This window comes from Autumnicola tepida (genome assembly GCF_031846485.1).
Classification (GTDB): Bacteria; Bacteroidota; Bacteroidia; order Flavobacteriales; family Flavobacteriaceae; genus Autumnicola; species Autumnicola tepida.
Genome location: NZ_JAVRHQ010000002.1, coordinates 46,177 through 67,394, shown reverse-complemented (window position 1 = coordinate 67,394; position 21,218 = coordinate 46,177). Strand labels below are relative to the sequence as shown.

Annotated in this window: 20 protein-coding genes; 7 read left to right on the top strand and 13 right to left on the bottom strand. The window is 39.2% G+C overall.

The annotated features are described in order from the left end of the window. The first annotated feature begins 60 nt into the window (after positions 1-60). A complete protein-coding gene (locus tag RM553_RS02925; protein ID WP_311533486.1) occupies positions 61-1,311 on the top strand; it encodes a glycosyltransferase in 1,251 nt (416 codons plus the stop codon). A gap of 69 nt (positions 1,312-1,380) precedes the next feature. Here RM553_RS02925 and RM553_RS02920 read toward each other — a convergent pair whose 3' ends face one another. Continuing rightward, the gene (locus RM553_RS02920) at positions 1,381-2,718 is read right to left on the bottom strand and encodes an aspartate kinase (RefSeq protein ID WP_311533485.1); all 1,338 of its coding nucleotides are present in this window, start codon (positions 2,716-2,718) and stop codon (positions 1,381-1,383) included. Positions 2,719-2,817: 99 nt separating this feature from the next. Between RM553_RS02920 and RM553_RS02915 the strand changes: the two genes are divergently transcribed. Further along, entirely contained in the window at positions 2,818-3,462 is a 645-nt protein-coding gene (locus RM553_RS02915) for a hypothetical protein (protein WP_311533484.1), read from the top strand. Positions 3,463-3,464: 2 nt separating this feature from the next. On the opposite strand, the gene RM553_RS02910 is transcribed toward RM553_RS02915, so the two are convergent. Continuing rightward, positions 3,465-3,617, bottom strand: coding sequence for a hypothetical protein (locus RM553_RS02910; RefSeq protein ID WP_311533483.1), 153 nt, complete (start codon positions 3,615-3,617; stop codon positions 3,465-3,467). A gap of 353 nt (positions 3,618-3,970) precedes the next feature. On the opposite strand from RM553_RS02910, the gene RM553_RS02905 reads away from it, so the two are divergent. Next, complete coding sequence (locus RM553_RS02905; RefSeq protein ID WP_311533482.1) at positions 3,971-4,105, top strand: hypothetical protein; 135 nt, start codon at positions 3,971-3,973, stop codon at positions 4,103-4,105. Here RM553_RS02905 and RM553_RS02900 read toward each other — a convergent pair whose 3' ends face one another. The 3 genes from RM553_RS02900 to RM553_RS02890 all read right to left on the bottom strand — a co-directional run bounded on the left by RM553_RS02900 (position 4,106) and on the right by RM553_RS02890 (position 7,196). After that, positions 4,106-5,170, bottom strand: coding sequence for a transporter substrate-binding domain-containing protein (locus RM553_RS02900; RefSeq protein WP_311533481.1), 1,065 nt, complete (start codon positions 5,168-5,170; stop codon positions 4,106-4,108). Between the two features lie 79 nt (positions 5,171-5,249). After that, the gene (locus RM553_RS02895) at positions 5,250-5,723 is read right to left on the bottom strand and encodes a 3D domain-containing protein (protein ID WP_311533480.1); all 474 of its coding nucleotides are present in this window, start codon (positions 5,721-5,723) and stop codon (positions 5,250-5,252) included. 9 nt (positions 5,724-5,732) lie between these two features. Further along, a complete protein-coding gene (locus RM553_RS02890; RefSeq protein ID WP_311533479.1) occupies positions 5,733-7,196 on the bottom strand; it encodes a Gfo/Idh/MocA family protein in 1,464 nt (487 codons plus the stop codon). A gap of 299 nt (positions 7,197-7,495) precedes the next feature. Here RM553_RS02890 and RM553_RS02885 point away from each other — a divergent pair, with 299 nt between their 5' ends. Both RM553_RS02885 and RM553_RS02880 read left to right on the top strand, forming a co-directional pair. Then, positions 7,496-7,927: an FKBP-type peptidyl-prolyl cis-trans isomerase gene (locus tag RM553_RS02885; RefSeq protein WP_311533478.1), complete on the top strand. Its 432-nt coding sequence runs from the start codon at positions 7,496-7,498 to the stop codon at positions 7,925-7,927. Between the two features lie 137 nt (positions 7,928-8,064). Then, entirely contained in the window at positions 8,065-8,475 is a 411-nt protein-coding gene (locus RM553_RS02880; RefSeq protein ID WP_311533477.1) for an OsmC family protein, read from the top strand. Positions 8,476-8,670: 195 nt separating this feature from the next. Here the strand turns inward: RM553_RS02880 and RM553_RS02875 are convergent, their stop codons facing one another. The 5 genes from RM553_RS02875 to RM553_RS02855 form a co-directional block, all read right to left on the bottom strand. Beyond that, positions 8,671-9,363, bottom strand: a complete 693-nt coding sequence (locus RM553_RS02875; protein WP_311533476.1) for an N-formylglutamate amidohydrolase — start codon at positions 9,361-9,363, stop codon at positions 8,671-8,673. Then, positions 9,360-10,577 carry a carboxylate-amine ligase gene (locus tag RM553_RS02870; RefSeq protein WP_311533475.1) on the bottom strand — a complete coding sequence of 406 codons (1,218 nt, stop codon included), beginning with the start codon at positions 10,575-10,577 and terminating at the stop codon, positions 9,360-9,362. The genes RM553_RS02875 and RM553_RS02870 overlap by 4 nt, the downstream gene beginning before the upstream one ends. Then, positions 10,574-12,031: a RimK family ATP-grasp domain-containing protein gene (locus tag RM553_RS02865; RefSeq protein ID WP_311533474.1), complete on the bottom strand. Its 1,458-nt coding sequence runs from the start codon at positions 12,029-12,031 to the stop codon at positions 10,574-10,576. Before RM553_RS02865 ends, RM553_RS02870 begins: the two co-directional genes overlap by 4 nt. A gap of 136 nt (positions 12,032-12,167) precedes the next feature. Beyond that, positions 12,168-13,202 carry a transporter family protein gene (locus RM553_RS02860; protein WP_311533473.1) on the bottom strand — a complete coding sequence of 345 codons (1,035 nt, stop codon included), beginning with the start codon at positions 13,200-13,202 and terminating at the stop codon, positions 12,168-12,170. 84 nt (positions 13,203-13,286) lie between these two features. Beyond that, positions 13,287-13,544, bottom strand: coding sequence for a hypothetical protein (locus RM553_RS02855; RefSeq protein ID WP_311533472.1), 258 nt, complete (start codon positions 13,542-13,544; stop codon positions 13,287-13,289). A gap of 267 nt (positions 13,545-13,811) precedes the next feature. On the opposite strand from RM553_RS02855, the gene RM553_RS02850 reads away from it, so the two are divergent. Continuing rightward, positions 13,812-15,098 (top strand): dipeptidase, encoded by a 1,287-nt coding sequence (locus RM553_RS02850; RefSeq protein WP_311533471.1) that lies wholly within the window; start codon positions 13,812-13,814, stop codon positions 15,096-15,098. A 153-nt stretch (positions 15,099-15,251) separates the two neighbouring features. Here RM553_RS02850 and RM553_RS02845 read toward each other — a convergent pair whose 3' ends face one another. The 3 genes from RM553_RS02845 to RM553_RS02835 all read right to left on the bottom strand — a co-directional run bounded on the left by RM553_RS02845 (position 15,252) and on the right by RM553_RS02835 (position 17,854). After that, a complete protein-coding gene (locus RM553_RS02845) occupies positions 15,252-15,965 on the bottom strand; it encodes a TVP38/TMEM64 family protein (protein WP_311533470.1) in 714 nt (237 codons plus the stop codon). A gap of 4 nt (positions 15,966-15,969) precedes the next feature. Next, positions 15,970-16,863 carry an SdiA-regulated domain-containing protein gene (locus tag RM553_RS02840; RefSeq protein WP_311533469.1) on the bottom strand — a complete coding sequence of 298 codons (894 nt, stop codon included), beginning with the start codon at positions 16,861-16,863 and terminating at the stop codon, positions 15,970-15,972. Between the two features lie 133 nt (positions 16,864-16,996). Next, on the bottom strand, positions 16,997-17,854 hold the full coding sequence (locus tag RM553_RS02835; RefSeq protein ID WP_311533468.1) for an SdiA-regulated domain-containing protein: 858 nt from the start codon (positions 17,852-17,854) through the stop codon (positions 16,997-16,999). Between the two features lie 1,047 nt (positions 17,855-18,901). On the opposite strand from RM553_RS02835, the gene RM553_RS02830 reads away from it, so the two are divergent. Then, positions 18,902-21,202: a penicillin-binding protein 1A gene (locus tag RM553_RS02830; RefSeq protein ID WP_311533467.1), complete on the top strand. Its 2,301-nt coding sequence runs from the start codon at positions 18,902-18,904 to the stop codon at positions 21,200-21,202. Positions 21,203-21,218: the final 16 nt, after the last annotated feature.

Genomic DNA, 21,218 nt, shown 5'->3' with positions numbered 1-21,218 from the left:
GAGAGAAATTTAAGAGCTGGTTTTAAATGCCTAATTTTGAAATCTCATATTTTCAGACTAATGCGCACATATAAAAAGTTACTGGTAATAGGATATGTATGGCCAGAACCAGGTTCGTCTGCGGCGGGAAGCAGGATGATGCAGTTACTACAATTCTTTAAATCCCATAATTACGAAATAACTTTTGCTACTACTGCGGCAGTCACGCCTTTTATGGCAGGTTTAGATGAAATGGATATTTCTACGGAAAAAATTAAGCTGAATGACCCCTCTTTTGATGAATTTGTGCTGAAGCTAAAGCCTCAAATTGTGCTTTTTGACCGCTTTATGATGGAAGAACAATTTGGCTGGCGTGTTGACAAATTTTGTCCGAACGCGCTGAAGGTGTTAGATACAGAAGACCTTCATTTTCTAAGGGAATCACGGATGAAGGCCTGGAAAAAGCAAATTTCACCCGAAGAGCTCTATTTTGAATCTGATCTTGCCAAACGGGAAATCGCCGCTATTTACCGGTGCGACCTTTCCCTTATAATTTCTGAAGCTGAAATGAACTTGCTGATTACAGATTTTAAAATTGATGAAAACCTGCTGGTATATTTACCTTTTCTGCTCCCGCATATTTCTGAAGAAGAAATCCAAAGTATGTCAGGTTTTGATGCCAGGAATCATTTTTTAAGCATCGGTAATTTTAAACATGAACCTAACTGGAACGCTGTTTTTCTGCTAAAAAAAGAAATCTGGCCGCTCATAAGGCAAAAATTGCCAGAAGCTGAACTTCATATTTACGGAGCTTATCCAACGCAAAAAGTACTGGAACTTCATCATCCTGCTTCAGGATTTATAGTAAAAGGCCGTGCTGAAAATGCTTCAGAAGTAATGAAAAAAGCAAAAATATGCCTTGCTCCTCTTCAGTTTGGGGCGGGTTTAAAAGGAAAATTTATTGATTCGATGCAATGTGGCACCCCAACGGTAACCACAACTATTGGGGCTGAAGGAATTGCCGGCCAAATGCCATGGCCGGGTTTCATTGAAGATAAACCTGATGAATTTGCCAATAAAGCCGTGAAAATATATCAGAATAAAAAACTGTGGGAGGAGCATCAGCAAAATGGCTTCAGGATTATTAACCAGCGCTTTTCAAAAGATTATTTTGAAAAGGAATTTGAAGAATGCCTGGAGAAATCAGGCAAAAATTTGCCTGAGCATAGAAAAAGAAATTTCACCGGGGCAATGCTTAAACATCATCTTCATAAAAGCACTTATTTTATGTCCAGGTATATTGAAGAGAAAAATAAGAAAACCGCCAACTAAAGGCCGGCGGTTTACACTACGCAAAAATGAACATCCATTTAAAAGAATGAATGAACGCTAACAGAAAATTTAAACCATTTCAGCATTAACTGAAGCTTCAAAAAGCTTTTCGTTTAATTTTTTAAGTGTGGCTACTTTGTTTTGGGTAGCTACTAAAAGAGAAATATTGTTATTACTGCCACCATAGGAGATCATCCTTACTGGAATATCGTTTAAAAGTTCAAATAACCTGTAGGTGTGTTTATCTTCAATTACAGATTCTCCCACCACGCAAATAATGCTGTGCTCTTTCTCTACCGTAATTTCTCCGTAAGAATCGAGCTCAGCCAGAATAGCGTCCAGGTTCCTGTCATCATCAATAGTAAGGGAAATGGCGATTTCTGAAGTGGTAATCATATCTATGGCAGTTTCGTAATTATCAAAAACATCAAATATTTTTCTAAGAAACCCGTGCGCCATCAACATGCGGTTAGATTTGATTTTTATCGCTGTAATGCCATCTTTTGCTGAAATCGCTTTTAGCCCCTTATGGCCTACTTCAGGAGAAATTCGCGTTCCATGAGATTCCGGTGTAAAAGTATTTTTCAGATAAATAGGAATATTTTTATCCATAACCGGGGAAATGGTTTGCGGATGCAAAATTTTCGCTCCAAAATAAGCAAGCTCTGCCGCTTCTTCAAAACTTAGTTCAGAAATCCTGTGTGTATTTTCAACATGTCGTGGATCATTGTTGTGAAAACCATCAATATCTGTCCAAATCTGCACTTCTTCAGCATTAACAGATGCGCCAAGAATGGTGGCCGTATAATCACTGCCTCCCCTTTTTAGAGTGCTGATTTCATTCTTCTTATTTATGCAAACAAAGCCCTGGGTGATATAAATTTCATTTTCAGGCATACTGCCGGTCACCTTCTCAAATAGTTGCCCGACTATTTTAGTGTTCGGATTTTCCAAGTTGCTTACATGCATAAAGGTTTTTGCATCCAGCCATTGGTTTTCGATTTTCTCACTCCTTAGAAATTGTGAAAAAATAGTGGTAAGCATCGTTTCGCCAAAAGTGACAATTTCAGAATAGAGCGTTTCAGAATGGGACTTTTTAGCCGTAGCTTCAAGCTGGGCTAAAATTTTATTTAGCTGAAGCAGTGTTTCCTGCTGAACTTCAGCATCAGAAATTAATTCTTTTATGGTAGATTCATGCCTTATCCTTAGTTCAGAAATAATAGCCTTGTTATCTTCTGAATTTCCTGCTTTTATATTATCTGATATCTTCACCAGCTCATTGGTAACCCCAGACATGGCTGATAATACCAACAATTTTTTGCCGGGCTGAGAAAGAACTATATTCTTTACGTTCCTTATACTTTCAACAGAACCTACAGATGTTCCTCCAAATTTTAATACTCTCATCATCAAAAAATTAATGCTGCATAATTAGTTTTTATCCTATTATCTCCAAATAAAAAGCTCCATTTTACATACATTTACACAAAATGTACAATATTTAACATGAAGACGATCACCACCTGTGTCCACAACATTATTAAGCACCAGCCTTTTCTTGACGATGCCATGGCCCGGGATATTATAAACTATAGCGGACTGGCGGCAGATATACAACCCCAGGTGGAAAAGGAAATGAGGAAGCCGGTAAAACAGGGTTCCATTATCATGGCTTTGCGCCGCTACGCACCTAAACGAAGTAAGGTTAATATGAAAGCCTTGCGAAATTTAGGAGATATTGTGGTGCGGTCCGGTATTACAGAATATACTTTTTTAAATTCCAATACTATAATTGCCAATAAAGCAAGGCTGCTGGAAGCGGTAAAAGATAAAACCGGCGTGTATCTTAACTATTCAAGCAATTACCAGGAGAGCAACATTTTAGTTTCTTCTTCCCTTACTGGGCTTGTAGAAGAATGTTTTAGGAGCGAAATAAGGGTTTCAGTCAAAGACGAATTATCTTCTATTACTATTGCGCTTCCGCAGAATAGTTCACAAAGCGTGGGAATGTATTTTTATATTTTCAAATTACTGGCTTATGAAGGGATACCGGTTTTTGAAATGATTTCCACCTCCAACTATTTTGCTATTTTCCTGGAAAAAGAATATGTAAATAAGGCCTTCCTGCTAATGAATGAGATTAAAGAATAGGTTTACCAAAGGTCCAGAAAGACGCCGGTTATGGCCACAGCCGCTATTAAGATAATGAGAATAATAGCGATAAACGTACCGCCAAACCGGGTTTTTTTATTGTCTTCTACAATATAGTCTTCGGTGCTGTGATTATGCTTGTTCGTGTTTTCCATAAAATGATGGATAGGTTTGTTAGTTTAATTGATACTACAGCCAGACATATAAAATATAGTGGGCTATATCAGCTGATTTTGACTTCCAATATAAAAAATATTACCGAACTTTTTTCGATAATTAAATTTAGCAATTTTCGCTGAGCTCTCAACTTCCAGGCCCTCGCTCCCTGAGCCCGGATTTACAAAAACTCTCCTGGGCATGGAAGGAGGTGATATTCTACTTTAACAGAATTTTTTTTATTAAGTTACATAATGTGAGTTTTAGTTTTTCAAAAAATTATAGGTAAAGTTTTGCCAAAGAATTACTTCCGCTCATATTCTTAATTAATTTTACCTGAAAATAATCTTCAATGAGAAACATCATTAGAGCGATCCTGGCGGGATGGGGTGCAAAAAAGCTTGGTGGCGGCTGCGGTTGTATAGGAATTATAGTCGTTTTTATTATTTTATGGATCCTACTTGGTTACCTTGGACTTGGCTCATAATTATTTATAATCTTCCACCAGAACGTTCCATTCCATCGTTTTAAGAATACTCACCAAAGCCGGGTTAATTTTCTTGAGCAGAGGAGAATCTTTGGGAAAAGTGTAGCTGTAATAATCCTTCTTTAGGGTTTTCTCCAGCACTTCTATTTCATCCTGTAGGTTCCGTTGCTCGATTTCATGTTTCAGCATGGGTACATCGTAAACAAAGAGTGAGGTCTTCTTATTTAAAACATCATCAATCCCCTCCTCTTCTGATAAAACTGTCTCTTTGCTTATGTTATAAAGTTCCAGAAATTCCTGTGAGCTTGAATTTGCCACCGTGGTGACTTCAAATTTTTCCAGATCCTGAACAGATGAGATCTTATCATTTATAGTACTTACGGTTAGAGATGAAGCAATCCCTGCCGTTAAGCTGGAAATCATGATAATGGCCATAAACATCCAGATAAATCCAACAACCCTCCCGCCTGTTGTTCGCGGGGATTTGTCTCCATAACCCACCGTGGTCATGGTAACGGCACTCCACCAGAAACCTTCCATAATTCCTTTGGGACTGTTGCCAAATTCTTCTTCATTATGTTTCCGTTCAAAAATCCAGACCAGAAAGCCAAAAATAAAAATAACCCCAACCAGGATAAGAATGGCAGAAATAAAATTCCAGCTCACAATATTGCGGATATAGCTCCAGATATGCGATTCTTTTCTTTTTGCTATACCGGTGTGGGAAATAAAGTAAGGCTGTGAAAAATCCATTACTTTCATCCGGTTATCGGTAACGGTAATGGGGTTAATGCTGAAATCTACCTCATTGTTTTCTACCGCCTTCAGTAAAGTTGTGAGCGAACTGTAAGTTTTAAATTCATATTCCGTATCCAGTTTCTCATTAACCATTTCCCAGGAAGAAATGCTGAGGCCGGAAAACTCTCCATTTTCCTCATGAATAAATGGAGGGGCTTCTGTAATCCCTATAGTTAACTTCTGCGGGGCCTGAACTGAATCCTGAACAGCTGCAAATGAGAAATTATAAAGAAAGAACAGGCTAAGAAAACAGAAAGTAAACTTCATGGAAAAATTGTGATTTTTGCTGTTATTAGTCAGGTAAAATAACAAAAATCCCACTTAACCGAAATTTTTATCAGCAGATTTACTTTTTAGAACCCTCTTCCTGAAGCGTATCATTTTCTACAGCATATACGATTTCCAGTTTTTTTCTTCCAAATTTCTTCGCCTTCTTCACATTTTCTCCCATATAGATGTCAATCTTATTTTTCCAGCGGTAATGCATCTTATCCTTCACCAGAAATTCTCCTTCAAAACCTTCAATTTTCACCCTTGTGTTATAATCAAGGCCCTTTCTCATAAGATCCCTGGAAACAGCAATTGCTTTATCCCCGGGTTTTAAAGTATCTCCCCAGGCGGTGATGTTTGGATCCCCTTCTGCCTGGTAATGAAGAGAATTATAAGCAGAAACGGTAACACTCAGAGTATCCCAGTTCACATCTGGCTCGTGGTTTTTCTTTGAATCACAAGCTGAAAAACCATTCAGCATAAAAACCCCCACTGAGATTGGAAGTAACCTCAGATAATAGGTTTTTAAACAGTTTTTCAGCTTCTTCATTTTTAACTTTTATAATGTCCAGCCCTCACGGTAATCCCGCTTTACAAATTTATTGGCTTCTTCCAGGTTGGTCACCCTCATATTTTCAGCATCCCAGATCATCTGGATATTTCTCCCGGGATAATTATAGGCAATATCCCCGTTATCCCTTTTGTACTCAGTTCTGATATCCACTCCCCTAATTGCGAGATTGGCAATTAATAAGGTTTCAGTTAAAGGGCCGGCGATTTCAAAAGGAGAGCTAAGTTTTTTCTTTCCATACCCGGCAATAGCTGCTTCCACCCACTGGCCGTAATGGCCGTCTTCCCCACCGGGAACCCTTTCTATTGTTTGTGGCACACTAACTTCCTCTGTCCTGGAAGTTGGCAACAATCTTGGATTCCTGCCATAGGTACTACACATCATTTTTCCTTCTGTTCCTATAAAGAGCACTCCGTTCCCACCATCTCCAAAGGTTTCATTTGGCCCCAGTTCTTCAGGACGGGAAGGTTGAATTCCCCCGTCCATCCAGTGAAGCGTGAGATCTCCATCTGTTTTTTCACTTTCAGGGAAGGTCATGGTAACATGGCTGGAAGGCGGGCAACTCTCGGGAAAATATCCTCTTTGAAATTCATCCACATAAACACTTCCCACACTACATTGTACATCTTTTGGGTATTTTAAGTCCAGGACACTATAGGCCGGTTCAATAAGATGGCAACCCATATCTCCCAATGCACCGGTACCGTAATCCCACCAGCCGCGCCAGTTAAAAGGTACGAGTCCGCTTATATATTCTTTATAGGGAGCAGTTCCCAGCCATAAATCCCAGTCCAGTTCTTTAGGAACAGCTGCATTTCCATTTTCCGGCCATGGTATTCCCTGTGGCCATACAGGGCGGTCTGTCCACACATAGACAGTATGTACTTTACCAATTAATCCTGCATTATACCATTCCTGCAATTTTCTTACGCCATCCCCTGAGGCTCCCTGGTTTCCCATTTGGGTAACAACCTTATTTCTTTCAGCTCCTTCTGTAAGCTTTCTGGCTTCATAAATATCATGCGTTAAAGGTTTTTGAACATAAACGTGTTTACCCAAATCCATAGCCGCCATGGCTTGCACAGCATGGTTATGGTCTGGTGTGGAAACAGAAACGGCATCAAAATTCTTAGACTCCTTATCCAGCATTTCTCTAAAGTCCTTGTAATATTTCGCTTTAGGAAAACGGGCGATGGAATTGGCAGCTCTTCTATCATCCACATCACAGAGAAATCCAATGTCCGCTTTTCCTGTTTTCGCAAAATTGTGAAGGTCACTTTCCCCTTTGCCTCCTACGCCAATCCCGGCTACCACCAGTTTATCACTGGGAGCCAAGAACCCCGGGCCTCCAAGGACGTGCCGGGGAACAATGCTTATTCCAGCCGCGGCAAGGGCAGTGCTCTTAATAAATTTTCTTCTGGAATTGGTACCGGAGGTATTTTTTTCTTTCATACTAAATCGATATAGCTATAATAAGTTGAACGTTAATTATTTATGGATTGATGTTTACCTATGAAATCTTTCTAAGTGGCTTCTGAACAATTGCTTAAGCCTGTTAATCAGTTAATTTACAGAAAAATTTTTCAACATTGTTAAAATATGCCCTGATTTTATAGAAAAAAGTTAATGTTAGAGAACTTTTCCGCATAAAACTTTCGGAGGTTTGGAAGTCCATGAGATAAATGTACCTTTGCAAAATTAAATGGCTGAAAATTAACGAGAAGCCAATTTTATAATTGTAAAATAAAACTATGAGTCAAGTAAAACAGAATGACACGGTAAAGGTACATTACACTGGAAAACTAACTGACGGACAGGTTTTTGACAGCTCGGTACAAAGAGGTGAGCCTATCGAATTCACTCTTGGTCAGGGACAGTTAATCCCAGGTTTTGAAAAAGGCCTTATCGATATGCAAGTGAACGAGAAAAAGACTATAAATATTCCAAAAGAGGAAGCTTACGGAGAGCCGAGAGAAGAGCTTGTACAGGAAGTTCAAAAAAGCCAGCTACCTGAAGATATTAAGCCGGAAGTTGGAATGGGACTTGTATCAAAAAGCCCTGATGGAAGAGAAATGAACCTCGTGGTTAAAGACGTAAAAGAAGATACTATAGTAGTAGACGGAAATCATCCGCTTGCAGGAAAAGACCTTGTGTTTGACCTGGAAGTTGTAGAGATTAAATAATCTGCACTAAAAGTAGATAAAAGTAAGCCCTGTATTTTCTAGTACAGGGTTTTTTATGGGCAGTGGTTAAGGTTTTTATAATTATTTGAAATCCATCAAAGCTCTGTGTATCTTAAGGTGAATCAAAAATATATATTATGAAAAGAAAAGCCACAGCAGTCTGGAAAGGAAATCTGAAAGAAGGTAAAGGAACTTTATCTACAGAAAGCGGTGTGCTGGACGCCACCCAATACTCCTTCAAAACCCGGTTCGAGGATGGAAAAGGAACCAATCCTGAAGAATTAATTGGTGCTGCGCATTCCGGATGTTTTTCCATGCAGTTGTCTGCCTTTCTTGCTGAAGAAGGTTTTACAGCCGATAAGCTAGAAACCAAAAGTGAGATTACTTTTGAAAACGGGGAAATTTCGAAATCACATCTTATCCTTGAAGCAACTGTACCAGATATTGAAAAAGACAAATTTGAAGAACTGGTAAAAAAAGCCAAAGAAAACTGCCCGGTTTCCAAGCTTTTAAAAACCGAAATTACCGTCTCCTCCACTCTTATTTAAATTTAGATTTGAATTTAAGAATGGCGGAAAAAAGTAATTTGAGTTTGAAGGTTTTTCCCAGTATGCTCATGAATACATTAGTGGTCTTGCGCTAGCCGGAAAGTTTTAGTGATTATTTGTAAAGTGACGGTTTCAAAAAGTTAATGTCCAGGTTTTCCCTGGAATAGATTTGCTTTTTGAAACCGTATATTTTATTCAGGATTTTTTTAAACATTCTTCCACGCTTGTAAAAACCAGCTGCTTTATTTTCTCATCCATTTTATTTTCCTCCACGAATTTCTGATTGATCTCAAGTTCAATTCCGCAGTAATGCTCAGGAAATTTTTGCCGTAACCAGGTGGTGAAACCATCAGATGTTCCCAAGTAGGGATAATTGTACCTGATGACATATTGTGAATTTTCCTCCTCCAATTTTTCTTTCAGATTTTCTGTAACCTGTTTTTCTTCAGCTCTTTCCGGATCAAATAAGATTCCTATGTCAGCATTTCGTATTTCTCCCTCCAGTTCCGGAGTAAAAGTGTGTATGGACAAATGAAATACCTTCTCCTTTTCCTCTATAAATTCATCAATTTTATCTTCAATGGTATTCCGGTACAAAAAATAATAGTTGCTAAGCAGCAATTCCTTTTCCACTTTATTAAGCCCGGCAGTATATTCTGAATAAAGTTGCGGGTGATCCAGAGAACGGTTTACCTCCACCAGAAGCCGGCCGCTTTTCTGATAAATGGCAAAATCAGAAAGATCACTTAATTTTTTAAAAAGATCATATGCGCCTGGATCATAGCCCCTGTGAGAATTTAATACTGCGGCAGCACCCGAAAAATATTTTAAATATTCCCCCGGAATGGTATTGAAAGCATGCTCACAGGTGAGTACCAGTTTCATCATGTAAAAAATTTATTCTCATTCAGGCAATCTCCCATTCGCATATATACTTTCCTGATATTTTCTTCGGAAAAATCCTCCTGCAGAGCAGTTAATATTCGGGTAGAAAGACTCCCGTTTTCAAGAATATATTCAATATTCTCCCGATGTTTTTCTGAAATTCTGGAACGTGTTCTTTCATACAATTTTTTCCAGATTTCCATTACCCTGCATTCTTTATGTATATCAAAAACATCAAGAAATACGATGTTTTTGATATTTGCATTTTCCCCATATTTCACCACCATATTAAAGATAGCAAATAAATCATCTTCATGCCATTGCTTTTGGTCTTGCAGGGCGATTAATTCCTCACTAACCAAAAGCTTGAGGCTTTCAATAATTAAAACTGCTATGGCAAGATCGGCTTTTGGACATTCCTGGATATCAATAACCCTTATTTCTATGGCATTCCTGTCAAACCTCGCGATTGCTCCACGGGAATTTAAAAAATGATGATCAAGAATGTTTTCGGAATCGTGTGGTTTAATGGCTTCATTAATGGGCTCAAAAATTCGCTCAAAATATTCTTTTCTGCTAAAAACCTGCTCCGGAATAAGTTTCCCAGCCATCTGTGGAATCTCTTTTTGGTTGGTCTTATAAACTTCCATTCGGCTGTCTAAAAATCCTGTAGGTTTTCCTTCAAATATGGGAGAACTCGCGCTCAAGGCGGGAATAATTGGCAATAAAAGCCTTACTGCCGCATGAAGTTTTTCAAATTCGGCATCATCAAAAAAAGGTAAATTTATGTGCATGCTCTGTACATTACTCCAGCCGTGCCCGCGGCAGTCAAAAATGCGGTTATATAAAGCATAAATTTTACTATAATTATGAGGCCAAAGAACAGTTTCAGATTCTGGAAGCATCAGCGGGTGCGCTGCAGAAGGCAAAAGCACAGATCCAGATTGCTTCAGCAAAAGGTTTATTTCCTTTATATTTTCAGCAAAAAGTTCATCCAGATTTTCCAGGTCCCCGGTGGGGCCATTGGTTTTTAGTTCCACCACATGGGCCACCAGTTCATTGCTCCACTCGATTTTGCCATTTTCAACATCTGAAGTGAGACTGCCATTTTTTTGGGTAAACAATCTATCTACTGCCGGATTTACTTTAAAGGTTTCTGAAGTAATGAGCATATATTCCAGCTCTATCCCAAAAACTTCAAATAAATGATAACTCATGATTCGCCTTTTTTAAGCCGGTTTTTTAATGCTGAAAGAATTTCTATGTAAACCTGATCTCCATAATAAGCGTCTTCCACTCCAAAGTCGATATTAGGGTTATCATTAATTTCAATTACCATCGCTCTTTTGTTCACTTCTTTAATGTCGATCCCGTACAATCCCATGCCCATTAATTTAGCCGATTTCAAAGCGAGATCGAGGATTTTTGGAGGCACTTTTTCTATTGGCAGGCAATCTGCATTCCCATCCTGATCATCTTTTATTTCTGCGTCCCAGTTATAAATTTGCCAGTGCCCTTTGGCCATATAGTAACGGCAGGCATAAAAAGGCTTATTGTCCAGGATTCCTATACGCCAGTCATATTCTGAAGGAGAAAATTCCTGTGCGATTACAAGGTCTGATTTTTTTAGCATTTGCTGTACCAGCTCCTCATACTCCTGCTTAGTTTCAGCTTTTTTTACCCCAAAAGAAAAAGTGGAATCAGGAGATTTTAAAACCACTGGCAATCCGGTAATTTCAAGAACCTGGTGCTTATTATGCTTATGAACAATAACGGTTTTTGGAGTGGCAATTCCGGCGTTTTCCAAAGCTTCAGCCATAAAAACCTTATTACAACATTTAAGAATGGCATCGGGATAATCTACCAAAGCAATTCCTTCCTGCTGGGCTTTACGGGCAAAAGCATAGGCATCGTTATTTACCTCTGTGCTCTGGCGGATAAACAAAGCGTCAAATGCCGAAAGGCGCGATAAATCTTTGGGCGTTACCACTTCCACATAAAAATTCATCTTTTCAGCCAGTTCCACAAAGCGTTTTATTGCTTTGGGATTACTTGGGGGCGCAGGATCTCCTTGCTGCACCAGAATAGCCAAATCATATTCAGCTATATTCTGCCTGGGAGTGTCGTAGCGTTTCTTGGAAAAATACTGGGAGGCAAAATAATACATACTTTCCTTATGGTCTGCAGGAATTTCAGCTTCAGAAATAGCTTTTATGCTTTTGATGTTCCATTTATTGGTCCTGACGAAGTTTACCCGCAAAAATGGAATCTGAAAATGCCTGTAAAAAAGGGAACTGAGTTCTTTATATTTTTGGGCCACATTCTGTCCAAAGTAAATACTAAGGGTAAATTCTGCAGATTTGATGTTTTTAAGGCCTTTCTGGATTACAGCATCAAATTCTTCAGAAACAATTTTCACAAGTTTTGGCTCTCTAAGGTCCACTATGTTTTTTACAGTGGGAATAGCCATATGGCCACGCGCTTCGGCTAAAAGGGAAACATAGTAACCTTTGCTCTGATAAGAATAATCCTTGCAAAGATTAAAGATACGGGCTTTTTTAATTTTATAATATTCAGGGTGGGTTAAGTAAGACTGTGCGGAAATAATCTCCACGTTTTCAGCAAGAACCTCCCAGTTTTCGGGATGGTTAACCACAATATATTTATTCATTCAGGAATTGAAATTTTAATCAAATGTAGTAGAAAAAGCAATAGCTTAATCAAGTTTTTTTGTCTCTGTATGTTATTGTTCTAAAACGAAAAAGGCCCGCCAGAGGCGAACCTTTCCATTCATTTTTTAGCTGATATCAATGAAGAGCGTACTGAACGCCAAAAATAATATTGTTGTTATTTTTCAGCTGAAGGCCATTCAAATCCTGGTACAACGGGAACTCATATTCCATGGCAAATCTAAGGCCGCTCAGTGAGCCGGATGGGATAACCATATTTACGCCCAAGCCTGAATTTATATATTTTCCCCCGGAATTAGCAGTGTTTGCCGCAGGAACCATCATAGGATTAAGCCCTGGCTGAGTTCCTTCTATTTCCTCTATGATCAAGCCCTCCACCCTGGCGGAAATGCTAAGGCTGTTGGTTAATTTCCCTGCAATCCAGTTATTCAGTTGATAGCGGTTCCCAAAACGATAGCCATTATCATTTTCACCAAACCTAATCAATCCTTTTAACTGGCTACCAAAAGAAAGGAAATTTCCCTGGGCCAGGTAAGTCAGGCCGGCTTCACCATCAAAAGTACCACTGCCAATTTGCATGGGATATGGCAAGAACATTTCATTAGGAGCTGATGCAGGGGTAACATCTTTTTCATCAATACTGCCCGTTGGGAGCGAAATTCCCAACTGAGCGTGCATGCTCTGCCTGTTCCTGTTGAACAAACTATACAAGCCAGAGAGTTTTATATCTCCAAAGCCGGAAGATTCCGTTCTAAAATCCTCTCCCATTCGGGGTATCAAGTCCATTTCATTCGAAACCACGTTCGCCATGGCCATAAGGGTGAGATTACTGGACGGAGCATACATTGCTCCCAGCATATGCATCTTCATGCTCATTTCTTCCGGGGAAACCATATAGTTTTCAAGGACGGTGCCGGCGGATATTTCATGAGTTCCGCTGTTGATATGCTGCATGTTCATGTACATAAATCTATAGGAAAACATCCATTCCCCTTTATGATGTACATGATCTCCCATTACAGAAATTGGCGCATGCCCGTCTGGCCTGCCTGAAGTCCATAAGATATTATCATTTTGAACAGGTTCGTTTTGGGCAAAGGATAACCCGGAAAACATTAGCGTATATGCTAATGCCAATATATATTTTTTCATTTTTTACTAAAATTGGATTAGGGTGAAATAAACGAAGCAAGAAGCCGGTATTTCACCTGATATTGAATAACAATCGATTAATATTTACACTAAATAATTAGGCGGGTGTTCTATATCTCCAGAATAATTTTTGCAGGAAAGCATCAGGTTTTTCCAGTTTTTATCCAAAATAGCAGCAATCTGCAGATGTATTGGGTAAGAAAAGGGCTCCTGAAAATAAACCGGTAGGAAACTTTCGCTAATGGCAGGTTTACCGGATTTTTTAGTATTATCTAATTTGCCCAGCTGATCGTTAAGATGGCATTTCCCGTTGCAATGCATGGCCGGTTTATCTTTGTTCACGCAATACTTCTGAATAATATAATTTATATTTAGCTGGTAATAGGTAATATTAGCTAGTTGATAAAGAGGGCGCAGCGCAAAGCAAACCAATAATAATATGCTCAAAAAGTGCTTCAACAGGATATTTCGTTGGCTGCAAAAGTACATTTAAAATTACCGGTATGCCTATAGATCACAAGATTCTTGCTGGGATATTGTGTGGGCAGATACAGTTGGCAAAAATTAAAAAATTATGCCTATTTTCAGGACTCTAAAATTCAGCATAACATGAAACGATTCTTTAAACTCATTATTTTTCTCCTGACACCGGCTGTTATCTTGGCTCAAAATTCCGAAGAAGAAATTATTGAAAAAGCCAGAAAAATTCATGAAAAAGTAATTACCATAGATACCCACAACGATATTAATATAGCCAATTTCACCAATAAAAAAAATTACACGATGGACCTGGATACCCAGGTAAATTTGCCAAAAATGGAAGAAGGCGGGATGGATGTTTCCTGGCTGGTGGTGTACACGGGGCAGGGTGATTTGACCAATGTGGGTTACAAAGAAGCTTATGCCAATGCGATGCTTAAATTTATCGCTATTCATAAACTGGTAAACGAACTGGCCCCGGAAAAAGTTGGCCTCGCCACTACTTCTGAAGGGGTGAGGGCGCTGGTCAATCAGGGTAAAAAAGTTGTGATGATTGGAGTGGAAAACGGATATCCCATGGGAGAAGACATGGATAAGCTGCAGCAGTTCTACGATCTGGGCGCCAGGTATATGTCCCTGGCCCATAACGGCCATAGCCAATTAAGCGATTCTAACACGGGGGAAGAAGACGATGTATGGGTACATAACGGGCTAAGCGAATTGGGAAAAAAAGTGATTGCAGAAATGAACCGCCTTGGGATGATGATTGATGTTTCCCATCCTTCAAAAGAAGCGATCAAGCAGATGTTTGAACTTTCCAAAGCGCCACTTATAGCTTCCCATTCTTCAGCCCGCGTCCTTGGGCACCATAGCAGGAATCTTGATGATGAGCTTTTAATGTTGTTTAAAGAGCATGGCGGCGTGGTACAAACGGTGGCCTTCAGCTCTTATATCAATACTGAAAAGGACAGCATTTTTAATGCCGCCAAAGATAAATTGTATAACAGAAAAGCAGAAGAATTAAATTTTAAAATTCTTAGCCGTGACAGTATCAGAAAAATGGATGAAGAGCAGAGAAACCTGTACAGAGAAAATTATAATGAACTAACCGTTGCTGCAAAACCCGGGTTGAAAAAATTAAAACAAGAAGTTCCTCCTGTAGATGTAAAGGATTTTGTAGATCATATTGATTATATGGTGGATTTGATTGGGATAGACCATGTAGGAATTAGCTCCGATTTTGACGGCGGCGGCGGAATTGAGGGTTGGAGTGACGCTTCAGAATCTTTAAATGTGACCATCGAACTGGTAAAAAGAGGCTATACCGAAGAGGAAATTGCCAAACTTTGGGGAGAAAACCTGCTTAGGGTGCTGGATGAAGTACAGGCTGTCGCCGCTGATTTACAAAAGGAGTGAAAAGTGAAGAATGAGAAGCTGGAAGTTTTGTCATTTGTAGTTCAGTGTTCGGAGTTCGGAGTTCGGAATTTAAATAGGTGAAAGTTGAGAAAGTACATTGAACAATCCAACATTCAATATAACAAAATGAGAATTAGGAACTAAAAACTGCAATTAATCCTTTTTCTTTCTTTTCTTTTTATCCCACCAGATATAAAGTCCGAATAAAATTAAACTTACAACAGATCCCCATAACAACCCGGTTTTTAATCCCTGCGTGCTGCGGCCAATAACTGCAATAAAACCAATGAGCGGTGCGATTCCTACCATTGTCGCCCCTATAAATTTCCAGTAGCCCATTTTTAATACCCCCGCCACAAAACTTATGGCATCGTTGGAAAGAAAAGGATTAAAGCGTGTGATAAATACGGCCCAAAATCCGTAGTCATCAAGGAAATCGGCTACTTTTTTCTCAGATTTATGGCCAATTACCCGCTCCACAATCACCGGCCCAAAATATCTTCCTATAAAATATCCTACTGAAGAAGCGGAGAACACAGCCGCGAAAACTATCACACTTCCCCAAACAGGACCATATGCAAGAATAGAAACCACCATTAACAGGATAGTTGGGATCACCAAAAGAAACATTTGTGCAATCATGGTAAGAATAAGAATTACCGGACCAAACCAGCCAAAATCATTTACCCAGTCCTGAATACGATCCTGATCATCACTGGTTAAAACATTCCAGGCTTCATTAAAGAAATTTTGAACGCCTGGTATAAAAAAATAGCTGAGAATAAGGGCTGCCACAAGTGCCAGTGAGATGTATAAAGGCTTCTTACTCTTTTTTACCGATGCCGTTTCAATTTGATTATCTGCCATAAATTTATTGTTGCTTCTTGTCCTTTTCCCGGATCTCTATTTCTAAAATATTTGGAATACCGCCACTGGCCTCGTTGGAAATATACAATTTTCCTGAAGGACTAAAAGTAATTCCTTCGGGCTGTGCAAACTCATCTTCATCCAGGAATATAATCCTCTCTGCATTTCCATCTGGAGACATGATAAGGATTTTTGGTCTTCTCCCGTCCACAATATAAAATTCATCGCTTTCAGGATTAATGGCGATGCCTGAAGGGCTCATCACTTTTTCAGGATCGTCCTCGTCTATTTCATCAAAAACTTCATCCTTCATATCTATGCGGAATAAAGGCTTATCCTGAAAATGATCATTTTTAAGATCATAAGCATAAATTCCTTTGTATCTATCGGAATTCTTTTCTTCGTCTTTTACCCCCAGAAGCAGCCGGTGGCCTAATTTATCCACACAAATGCTTTCAATATTCTGCTTTTTGGTCAATCCGGTTTTGATTTTATCTACTTCAGGTTCACCTTCAAGAAAATCTCTGACTTCATAAATTGTTCCGTCGCTCCTTACCACAAAGGCATTTTTGCCGTCTACGGTAATACCTTCATAATCACCATCCCCGGCAAATTCAATTTCTTTTTCTATAGTGGAAGTCTTGAGATTATAAACAAAAATAATCCCGTCTTCATCCTGAATACAGCAAATTTTATCATTGCTCAACCAGGTAATTCCGGAAACCTCTTCCAGTTCGTACGGCAGTTCCCATTTTTTTATTATGGAATAATCAGCAAATTTATTTACAATCTCAACTTCACTCTTCAAATTCCTATCTCCATTAGAAGCTGCAGATCCTGCTGTCTTTGAGATTATAAGCAGTCCAAAAATTATCAAAAATACCGCTCTTTTTATCATAGTTGTTTTTCTTCTTCGTTCTTTGGTTTTTATGTAATACGTCCTAAATTCAATTAGATATTTGAAGTTTAATATCGTGGAAAATTTCAAAATTGTTTCCTAAACTTTTAGAGCTGAAGAAAAAGCGAAAAACCTATTCAGTATCCAGTTTTACCTCCAGAATATTTGCAGGGGCACGCCTGCTTTCGTTCGAAATATACATGGTCCCATCCGGACTAAAAGTGAGGCCTTCTGCCTGCTGAAAAACCTCCGGATCAAGTAAATGCACCTGCTTTGCTTCCCCTTTAGCATCAAGAATCATTAGTTTTGGCTGATGGCCTTCGAGAATATACCAGTTTCCGGTAAGCGGATTTTTCTCAATTTCAGAAGGACGAATAATCCTTTGAGAGCCACGGCCATTAATTCCCTTAAAAATTGGATCATTGGTGTTAATTTTAAAAACTGGTTCTGGAATAAATTCTTTTCCTTCCAGGACAAAGGCGTAAACGCCTTTATAATCCTGGTCCTCATGGGGAACATCCTTTACGGTGATAAGCAACCTGTTATTTTCTTTATCGTATGCCAGGCCTTCAATGTCATAATCCTCCAGGGGAGTTTGATATTCATTCACAGTAAAGTTCCTATTAGCATAATTCTCAACTTCAAAAATATGCCCGTCACTACGCATTACATAAGCGTCACTTCCATTTAAAGTTACAGCCTCGTAATCTCCTTTATCCCCAAATTCTATACGTGAAGTAATTGCATGGACATTTAAATCGTATATAAAAATAATCCCGTCTTCATCCTGGATACATGCAATTTTTCCGTTTCCTATCCAGCTCATCCCGGAGATTTCATCCAGCTCCTCCGGCAGTTCCCATTTTTCCAATACTTCATAAGTCTTTTTTGAATCATTGAAGGATAAATAGGAGTTGTCTTTGAACAAGAAATACAGGAGTGCTACTATTGCAAAAATCGCAAGCACAATTAACAGCACCATTTTTTTCATCCCTGGAATTTTATATCAAATATTGACTAACATCCTCTAAAATATCCAATTGCTTTGCCATCCCAAAATGATTAACAGTAATTTCAAACTAAAATTTCCGCTGAAAAACAGAAATCCAAATTCTTAAGCCCAATAAAATGGCCTGAAAAGTTAATAATAAGTTAAAATACTACTGTTTTATGCATAGTACTGTCACAAAAATGATTTAGAGACGTCTATTGTATATAAACATAAAACATTCATCATGAAAACTTTAGAAAACATCACAGGACTTAGGGATTCAGATCTTACCCACAAAAGATCGTTTATGAACCTTCAGCAAAACTCCCCGAGGGGAAGCTGGTTTAGCAGAAGGCGTTACTAGAAAAATATTCATCAATCAAAAATATCATCATCATGAAAACTTTAGAAAACATCACAGGACTTAGGGATTCAGACCTTACCCACAAAAGATCGTTTATGAACCTTCAGCAAAATTCACCCAGGTGAAGCTGGTTTAGCAGAAGGCGTTACTAGAAAAATATTCATCAATCAAAAATATCATCATCATGAAAACTTTAGAAAACATCACAGGACTTAGGGATTCAGATCTTACCCACAAAAGATCATTTATGAACCTTCAGCAAAATTCTACCAGGGGAAGCTGGTTTAGCAGAAGACGTTACTAAAAAATATTAATCAATCAAAACATCATCATCATGAAAACTTTAGAGAACATCACAGGATTTAGAGAAGAGGATTTAACACATAGAAGACCTTTTTTGAACATCAGGCAGACTGCAAACAGGGACTTTTGGTACGCCCGCAGAATGTATAAAGCCTGAAAATTCATCAATCATCATTTTTTCCAAAGGAATTTCCGGAGGAAAAAGCTTTACATCAAATAAATTCTGCCTATGTACCTACTACAAAATTAGCCGGAACGGAGCTTTCTGTTTCCGGCTAATTAATTTTTTTGCACCAGCAGTACCCCTATTCCTTAAATTTCCTCTAAAAAGGAAATAATTTTTTAGAAGTCTTCGTTTATTTGTAGCAGTCCTCATTATTATGCTATTAAAATTCAGGAAGTCCCGCAAGTTAAGGTGGGCGTTGTATTCACTTTTTGGCCTTGCTGCCTTGGCATTTATCTTCTTTGGCAGCATTTATTTTGGAATGTGGGGAAAAATCCCTTCTTCTGAAGAACTGGCCCGCCTGGAACAGAGCAAAGCCACACAGGTGTTGGCCTCAAATGGCGAACTTATTGGTAAATTTTACATTTTTGACCGGCAGCCTATTAATTATGAAGATCTGCCTGAACATCTTATTGAAGCCCTTGTGGCAACTGAAGACGTCCGCTTTTTTGAACATGACGGGATAGATAACCGCAGTCTTTTACGCGTCTTTTTTAAATCTATTCTACTACAGGACGAGTCCTCGGGTGGCGGCAGTACTGTTACCCTTCAGCTGGCAAAGAATATCTACGGAAGGAAAGATTTTGGAGCTTTTGGTATTGTAATCAATAAAGTGCAGGAAGCTATTATTGCGAAGCGCCTGGAAGAAATTTATAGCAAAGAAGAAATTCTTAGCCTCTATTTTAATACTGTCCCTTTCAGTGATAATACCTACGGAATTGAAAGCGCTTCCATGAAATTTTTTAACAAGCACACCAGGGATTTGTCGCTTGTAGAAGCAGCAGTGCTTGTGGGAATGTTGAAAGCCTCACATTCCTACAATCCAAGGATTTTCCCGGAACGCAGCAGGTTACGTCGTGATGTGGTGCTCATGCAAATGGCTAAATACGGCTATCTTTCTGAAGAAGAAGCACAGGAAGCCAAGAGAACAGATCTAGAACTGGACTATAAAAATTACAGCAACAATAAAGGCCTTGCTCCATATTTTAGAGAACAGGTAAGAAAAGACGTAAGTAAAATCCTGGACACCCTTAAAAATAAGGATGGGCAAAAATATAATATATACCGGGACGGGCTCATAGTACATACCACCCTGGATTTTAAAATGCAGAAGTTGGCCGAAGCAGCTTTACGGGAGCATATAATGCAGTTGCAGGAGCAACATGAAGCTTCTTATGGGAAAAATGCTCCATGGCTTACCAATAAAAATGTACTGGAAGATGCCGTGAAAAGAACGCGGGCTTATAAAAACCTGCAACAGGAGGGTTTAAGCCATGAACAGATTATGGTGGAACTCAAGAAAACCAAACCTACCGAGTTATTTGATTACCAAGGCCCGGTTACAAAAAATATAAGTACCATAGATAGCGTCGCCCATTACCTTAAATTCCTGAATGCCGGGTTTCTAGCCGTGGCACCGGAAACTGGTGCCGTGCAGGCGTGGGTTGGCGGCGTGGATTTCAGGTATTTTAAATATGACCATGTTTCCATGAGCAAAAGGCAGGTGGGGTCAACTTTTAAGCCTGTGGTTTATACTGCGGCGCTGGAAAGCGGAATGGAACCCTGTACTTATTTTTCTGCGGAAGAGGTTACCTATGAAAATGGATGGACTCCTTCAAATTCTTCTGCGGAAGATGATCCGTACATGAACTATAACCTAAAAACTGCCTTAAGCCGCTCCATGAATACCATTGCCGTAAAAGTGCTCATGGAAACCGGAATAGGAAATGTTTTAACCGAAGCGCGGAAAATGGGAATTACCTCGAAGTTACCCGAAGTACCCTCTATTGCATTGGGAACAGCGGCTTTAAGTATTGAAGAACTTGCGGGAGCCTATACCAGCTATGTGAACAATGGCAAACCAAGTAAGCCCTACTACATCACCAGGATTGAAGATGGTGAAGGAAACTTACTGGCTCAATTTAAACCGCAGGTCTCCCCTGCCCCTGCGTTTAGTGAAACCACCAGGGAAATTATGCTGAATTTTATGCAGGCCACCGTTAATGAAGGAACTGCTACAAGGTTAAGATCTGTTTACGGACTTCAAAATGATATTGCCGGGAAGACAGGAACAACGCAGGATAATAAAGATGGCTGGTTTGTGGGGATTACCCCGCACCTGGTGGCAGTTACCTGGGTTGGCTCAGACGATCATCGTATTGGCTTTAGAAATACCAGGATTGGACAGGGAGCAAATTCGGCTTTGCCTGTTTTTGGTAAGCTGATGCAGAAGATGCAGCAGGACCCTTATTTCAGCAATATTACAAAAGCAAGTTTTAACCCGGTTGCTCCCGAAGTAGCCGAAATGCTGGATTGCGAAGCAAAGAAGAGGGACGGTTTCTTCAAGCGATTATTCTCCAGCAGGAATGACAATGATGAGGAAGAGAAAAATTCCGAAGAAAAAAAGGAGAAAAAAGGATTTTTTAAAAGGCTTTTCGGTAAAAAAGATAAGGATTAAAAAGAGGCTGCCAGAA

Bases quoted from the DNA above. Each gene is read 5' to 3' on its own strand.
- RM553_RS02925 (WP_311533486.1), top strand. From the start codon at position 61: ATGCGCACATATAAAAAGTTACTGGTAATAGGATATGTATGGCCAGAA.
- RM553_RS02920 (WP_311533485.1), bottom strand. From the start codon at position 2,718: ATGAGAGTATTAAAATTTGGAGGAACATCTGTAGGTTCTGTTGAAAGT.
- RM553_RS02915 (WP_311533484.1), top strand. From the start codon at position 2,818: ATGAAGACGATCACCACCTGTGTCCACAACATTATTAAGCACCAGCCT.
- RM553_RS02910 (WP_311533483.1), bottom strand. From the start codon at position 3,617: ATGGAAAACACGAACAAGCATAATCACAGCACCGAAGACTATATTGTA.
- RM553_RS02905 (WP_311533482.1), top strand. From the start codon at position 3,971: ATGAGAAACATCATTAGAGCGATCCTGGCGGGATGGGGTGCAAAAAAG.
- RM553_RS02900 (WP_311533481.1), bottom strand. From the start codon at position 5,170: ATGAAGTTTACTTTCTGTTTTCTTAGCCTGTTCTTTCTTTATAATTTC.
- RM553_RS02895 (WP_311533480.1), bottom strand. From the start codon at position 5,723: ATGAAGAAGCTGAAAAACTGTTTAAAAACCTATTATCTGAGGTTACTT.
- RM553_RS02890 (WP_311533479.1), bottom strand. From the start codon at position 7,196: ATGAAAGAAAAAAATACCTCCGGTACCAATTCCAGAAGAAAATTTATT.
- RM553_RS02885 (WP_311533478.1), top strand. From the start codon at position 7,496: ATGAGTCAAGTAAAACAGAATGACACGGTAAAGGTACATTACACTGGA.
- RM553_RS02880 (WP_311533477.1), top strand. From the start codon at position 8,065: ATGAAAAGAAAAGCCACAGCAGTCTGGAAAGGAAATCTGAAAGAAGGT.
- RM553_RS02875 (WP_311533476.1), bottom strand. From the start codon at position 9,363: ATGATGAAACTGGTACTCACCTGTGAGCATGCTTTCAATACCATTCCG.
- RM553_RS02870 (WP_311533475.1), bottom strand. From the start codon at position 10,577: ATGAGTTATCATTTATTTGAAGTTTTTGGGATAGAGCTGGAATATATG.
- RM553_RS02865 (WP_311533474.1), bottom strand. From the start codon at position 12,031: ATGAATAAATATATTGTGGTTAACCATCCCGAAAACTGGGAGGTTCTT.
- RM553_RS02860 (WP_311533473.1), bottom strand. From the start codon at position 13,202: ATGAAAAAATATATATTGGCATTAGCATATACGCTAATGTTTTCCGGG.
- RM553_RS02850 (WP_311533471.1), top strand. From the start codon at position 13,812: ATGAAACGATTCTTTAAACTCATTATTTTTCTCCTGACACCGGCTGTT.
- RM553_RS02845 (WP_311533470.1), bottom strand. From the start codon at position 15,965: ATGGCAGATAATCAAATTGAAACGGCATCGGTAAAAAAGAGTAAGAAG.
- RM553_RS02840 (WP_311533469.1), bottom strand. From the start codon at position 16,863: ATGATAAAAAGAGCGGTATTTTTGATAATTTTTGGACTGCTTATAATC.
- RM553_RS02835 (WP_311533468.1), bottom strand. From the start codon at position 17,854: ATGAAAAAAATGGTGCTGTTAATTGTGCTTGCGATTTTTGCAATAGTA.
- RM553_RS02830 (WP_311533467.1), top strand. From the start codon at position 18,902: ATGCTATTAAAATTCAGGAAGTCCCGCAAGTTAAGGTGGGCGTTGTAT.